Raw genomic sequence first — 3,773 nt, 5'->3', positions numbered from 1 at the left:
ATGCCTTTTTTGTATATAAAAAAGAGTTTTGTTACAAAAAAATCGACGTTATAACGCATATTTCATTTTTTTCTTCCGCTGCTTCGTCTGGAGGCAATGATATTAATGGGAGAAATGGAGCTGCCATTACAGGCAATTCGTCGTCAAATATCTTCCGGAATCGATATTCTGGTGCATCTTGGAAGAATGCGGGATCGAACCAGAAAGGTGCTGCAGATCAGTGAAATAGACGGGATGGAGCAGGGGGAAATCCGGCTGAACCCGCTGTTTGTATTTCGAGAGTCAGGGCAGAAAGGGGAAAAAGTACATGGATGCTGGGAAAAAGAAGGGCAGCTTCATAATCGCAAAAAGCTGGAAGAAAAAGGCATTATCTGTAAGTTTATCTGAAAAGACAGAGGGACAGACTCTGCCGGATTATAAGCATACCGTGCTTTCAACAAAACAATTCTGGAAGACGTTCGGGGAAGGCTTGATAGTAAGCGGTGTCATTGCATTTTTATTTTATCGTTCCGTCTGGGGATTGTGTCTTTCCGTCATTGTAATCCCGGTGTGTATACACAGAAAAAAGAAAAAGGAGCAGGAAACGCGAGACAGGCGGATGCAGGTGCAGTTCCAGTCTGCGATCCGTGCAATATCTGGCGCACTGACCGCAGGGTATTCACTGGAATCTGCATGGCATTATGCCATGGAAGAACTGGAACGGCTGTATGGAAGAACCGGGGAAGTTTACCGGGAATTTTATCAGATGAATCAGAAAATCCGGATGAATGAACCGGTGGAACAGTTGTTGTATGAATTTGCCGGGCGTAGCGGAAATGAAGATATCTGCCATTTTTCAGAAATATTGCTGTATGTGAAACGAAACGGAGGAAATCTGACGGAGATTATTCGCAAGACAGGAAGCCGTATGCAGGAGAAACATGAAATTCTGCGGGAACTAGAGACCGGTGTGGCAGCAAAACGGGCAGAACAGAAAATGATGATGTTATTACTCCCTGGAATACTGTGTTTTGTCACCTTAAGTTCTCCAGAGTACAGTAGTCACCTTTATGGAAATCCGGCGGGCATTGCAGTGATGAGTGGGTGTCTGCTGGGATATGTAGGAGCCTTTTTCTGGTCAGAAAAGATTATGGCGATTCCGGTTTAAAGCAGGGATGATTTTGATACATGAAGTGGAGCTGGAAAGTGAAGAGAGAAAACAGGGTATCGTTGTTCTGGAAGCAGCATAAGATCAGCATTTTGGCAGGCATTTTATTTGGTGTACTGACTCTGACTATGTGGAGTCAGCAGACTGGTCAAAATCAGGAGTCAGCAGGCTGGGTTAGCCGTGGCGAGGAAGGAACCGGAGCAGAGCAGAAAGTATTTACCTATCAGACGGTGCAGGGAACAGAGCAGAAAGTAGAAGTGGAGGTGCAGGCCGTTCAGCGGTCGGAAAAAGCGGTCAGAAAATTACTGGAGAAAGCTGTGCAGGAGTGGGAGGCACAGTATCTGGGTGAAAACGAGTCAGCAGATCAGGTGTATCGAAAACTGAACCTGCCTGCAACGATGAAAGATGGGCTGGTGCAGGTGACATATGAAATAGATCCCGGTAATCTTGTGCTGGACGACGGCACGATAGAAAACGAACAAGTGCCGGAAAGTGGACAGGTAGTAAGTCTGCAGGCTGAATTTTCCTGCCAGGAGTGTGTACAAGTGGAAATGCGTAATCTGTATATCATTCCACCACCTCAGGGCAGTGACGTTTGGATCCGGATGCAGGTGAAAAAAATGTTGCAGCAGGCAGAAGCGGAGAACCGCACAAAAGATGGATTTGAATTACCGAAATCAGTTGGTGATATGAAGATTCAATGGCAGAGTGATCAGAGCAGGGACTGGGTGTGGATAATCATACTTGGCTGTGTGGCAGTATACGGGGTGGAATGGAAGAAAAGAGAAAAAAAGCGTAAGGCAGAAAAACAGAGACTTCAATGTCTGCAGCGGGAGTATCCGCAACTGGTAGCGCAGATGTCCATGTTGATCGGAGCTGGTTTGACAATTCGCAGGTCATGGGAACGTATTCTTTCCACTGCGCAGAGTATGCAGAAAAATGGCAGTAATATGTCACATCTGTTTCTGGGAGAAATGCGGATCACATCACTTGAAATGCAGAAAGGTTGTGGAGAAAAGGAAGCGTATGAGCGGTTTGGAAAAAGGATTGGACTGGGGTCTTATCGACGGTTTGCGGCGATTCTCACCAGAAATCTGGAAAAAGGGACACGGGATATCGGTGAGATGCTGGCAGCGGAGGCAAGGGAAGCGTGGGAACAGCGGAAAAGTGAGGCAAGGAAACGCGGTGAAGAGGCATCCATGAAGCTTTTGTTTCCGATGATGTGCTTGTTTGTGCTGGTTTTGGTGATACTTTTATTTCCTGCTGTGTGTGAGATGTGACAGGAAAGAAAAAAAAGCAAAGTAATCTGATATGAGGATAAGAAAGTGGGAGGAAGAACAGGATGAAACGATGGTTAGGAGAGTGGAAACGTTTTTTTCAGGAAGAGTCTGGCGTGGGTGTGGTTGAGATTAGAAGTGAAAAGTTATAAACAACAAAATAAACAATGCCATAAACAATGTATTTTCGCAAACCCGCATAAATACTGGATTTATGCAATTATACATAAACAATACATTTTGTTAAGAATTCTACAAAAAAACTACAAATTCGCCTTGAAAAATAAAAAATATGCAACCGAAAAAATATGAATTTGGTTTTGAATTTTTGAAAAAATCGTCTTGAAATAAAAAAGAGACTTAGAAGTTTATAATAGGTTTCTAAGTCTCATCCATGGACTATTGTTTTTTTAGATAATCTATTATATTCATGATCTCATAATGATTTATGCGAACATGGTTTTCAAGAGCACACTTACATGCGAGATTAAAATATTGAGGTTCTTTTTTCCCAATGGACAAAATCCCTAATAGTTTTCTGTATGCTTGTTGATGTATTTGATATTGATCCAGAACATATGACGTAAGTTGCTCCGCATATGAGCCATATATATGAGCCAGATTTAAAATTTTAGAGTCAGAATAATAATTTCCCTTTTTTAAAACATCCGGAGTCGGCATGTGTTCAGGATAAGTACTGTATTTGGGGTCAAGTAGTTTTTCTGTTTGGTTGGCAGACATGTACTCTTCTTTCGTAAGCGGTTGCAAACGGTCATGTGTTGCAATACATTTGTTGTTATCAATTAAGTAGATTGCAATAAAATTGTGAGAAGTTTCAACTCTGACTTTACACTTAGCGTATTGGTAAGGTACTGAATAAAAATATCCAAGCACATGTACGTGAAAATCAAATCCTACATCAACGTATGTTTTTAAAATGATGGGATATTGTTCTGACGGCATTGAAAGCAAATAAGGCTTTTCACATGGGGCAAATATTTTTTCATGTGATGTAAATATATTGTTGCAATAAAAATGTTTCATTACTTTATAGTTGTCATAGATATATTTAAATGCAGAGAAGCAATGATCTAATTCTGATGTAATAATATCTAAACGTGCTTTCATGTGTTCCTTAAAATGGGACGGTGCTTCCCAAATAATTTCCTGTTTATAATAGGTTGCCATATCTTTTAACATGTCGTGATTTGCGACATCACTGGAACGGAACATACTACCGAGAGATATGGGAACAAGGTATCTTGCATATCCGAGACTATGAAGAAAAGTCTGTAAATAAGATTCTTCTATGATAATACAAGGCGAAAAGTTCATCTATTGAGCTTTTC

Annotated in this window: 4 protein-coding genes; 3 read left to right on the top strand and 1 reads right to left on the bottom strand. The window is 41.4% G+C overall.

Features of this window, described 5'->3' with window-relative positions:
• Positions 1-105: 105 nt before the first annotated feature.
• The 3 genes from Q0I54_RS13155 to Q0I54_RS13145 are packed head-to-tail and all read left to right on the top strand — an operon-like array spanning position 106 to position 2,427.
• Positions 106-387 carry a hypothetical protein gene (locus tag Q0I54_RS13155; RefSeq protein ID WP_296119314.1) on the top strand — a complete coding sequence of 94 codons (282 nt, stop codon included), beginning with the start codon at positions 106-108 and terminating at the stop codon, positions 385-387.
• Positions 308-1,147 carry a type II secretion system F family protein gene (locus tag Q0I54_RS13150; protein ID WP_296119311.1) on the top strand — a complete coding sequence of 280 codons (840 nt, stop codon included), beginning with the start codon at positions 308-310 and terminating at the stop codon, positions 1,145-1,147. The genes Q0I54_RS13155 and Q0I54_RS13150 overlap by 80 nt, the downstream gene beginning before the upstream one ends.
• A gap of 20 nt (positions 1,148-1,167) precedes the next feature.
• The gene (locus Q0I54_RS13145) at positions 1,168-2,427 is read left to right on the top strand and encodes a hypothetical protein (RefSeq protein ID WP_296119309.1); all 1,260 of its coding nucleotides are present in this window, start codon (positions 1,168-1,170) and stop codon (positions 2,425-2,427) included.
• Between the two features lie 396 nt (positions 2,428-2,823).
• On the opposite strand, the gene Q0I54_RS13140 is transcribed toward Q0I54_RS13145, so the two are convergent.
• Entirely contained in the window at positions 2,824-3,624 is an 801-nt protein-coding gene (locus Q0I54_RS13140) for a Mu transposase domain-containing protein (RefSeq protein ID WP_296119308.1), read from the bottom strand.
• Between the last annotated feature and the right edge of the window lie 149 nt (positions 3,625-3,773).

It is taken from the genome of uncultured Eubacterium sp. (assembly GCF_934295145.1).
In the GTDB taxonomy this organism is placed as follows: domain Bacteria; phylum Bacillota; class Clostridia; order Lachnospirales; family Lachnospiraceae; genus Eubacterium_I.
Note: the sequence above shows the minus strand (reverse complement) of the source record. Positions and strands in the feature narration are given on the sequence as shown.

What these genes read in the sequence shown, in the direction of transcription:
- Q0I54_RS13150 (WP_296119311.1), top strand. Translation starts at nt 308, where the DNA reads ATGGATGCTGGGAAAAAGAAGGGCAGCTTCATAATCGCAAAAAGCTGG.
- Q0I54_RS13140 (WP_296119308.1), bottom strand. Translation starts at nt 3,624, where the DNA reads ATGTTAAAAGATATGGCAACCTATTATAAACAGGAAATTATTTGGGAA.
- Q0I54_RS13155 (WP_296119314.1), top strand. Translation starts at nt 106, where the DNA reads ATGGGAGAAATGGAGCTGCCATTACAGGCAATTCGTCGTCAAATATCT.
- Q0I54_RS13145 (WP_296119309.1), top strand. Translation starts at nt 1,168, where the DNA reads ATGAAGTGGAGCTGGAAAGTGAAGAGAGAAAACAGGGTATCGTTGTTC.